The sequence below is a fragment of the Pseudomonas mandelii genome, from assembly GCF_024138395.1.
Taxonomy (GTDB): domain Bacteria; phylum Pseudomonadota; class Gammaproteobacteria; order Pseudomonadales; family Pseudomonadaceae; genus Aquipseudomonas; species Aquipseudomonas mandelii_E.
On the sequence record NZ_JAMYDU010000060.1, the window covers coordinates 1 to 919 of the forward strand.

At 63.0% G+C, this 919-nt stretch carries 1 protein-coding gene; it reads left to right on the top strand.

Annotated elements, in window-relative coordinates; genetic code table 11:
• A partial coding sequence (locus NHU87_RS28305) for an amino acid adenylation domain-containing protein (protein ID WP_253555169.1) occupies positions 1-919 on the top strand: 919 nt, incomplete at both ends.

The following is a 919-nucleotide window of genomic DNA, read 5'->3' on the forward strand; positions in this document are numbered from 1 at the left end:
TCACCTTGACCCAAGCGCAGTGGCTGGCGCGTTTGCCGGTCGGGCACAATTCCTGGACGCTGGATGCGTTGCCACCCGCGCCTGCCGGTGAACCGGTCAGCGTCAGCCCAAGCGACCTGGCCTACGTGCTCTACACCTCCGGTTCCACCGGCCAACCGAAAGGCGTGATGAACGAACACGGCGCCTTGATGAACCGTCTGCATTGGATGCAGGACGCCTTCCCGATTGGCCCGAATGACCGCGTGTTGCAGAAAACCCCGTACAGCTTCGACGTGTCGGTATGGGAATTCTTCTGGCCGCTGATCACCGGCGCCACCCTGGTGGTCGCCCGTCCGGACGGCCATCGTGACCCGGCGTACCTCAGCCAATTGATCCAGCAAGAGCAGGTCACCACCCTGCACTTCGTGCCGTCGATGCTGCGTGCGTTTGTCGAAGAGCCAAGCCTGGTCAACTGCCATAGCCTGCGTCAGGTGTTCGCCAGCGGCGAAGCGCTGCCGGTGGATCTGGTGCGGCGCTTCATGAGCCAACACCCGGCGGCGCTGGTCAACCTCTACGGTCCGACCGAAGCGGCGATTGACGTCTCGGCATGGCGTTGTTCGGTGGACGATCTGATCGTGCCAATCGGCAAGCCGATCGCCAACCTGCGCCTGTACATCCTCGACGAGGCCATGCAGCCATTACCCATCGGCAGCATCGGCGAGTTGTACATCGGCGGGGTCGGCGTGGCGCGCGGTTATCTGAAACGTGCGGACCTGACCGAGGAACGTTTCCTCGCCAGCCCATTCATCGACGGTGATCGCCTGTACCGCACCGGCGACCGTTGCCGTTTCCTCGCCGATGGCAACATCGAATACCTCGGCCGTCTCGACCATCAGGTGAAACTGCGTGGCCAACGGATCGAACTGGGGGAAATCGACGC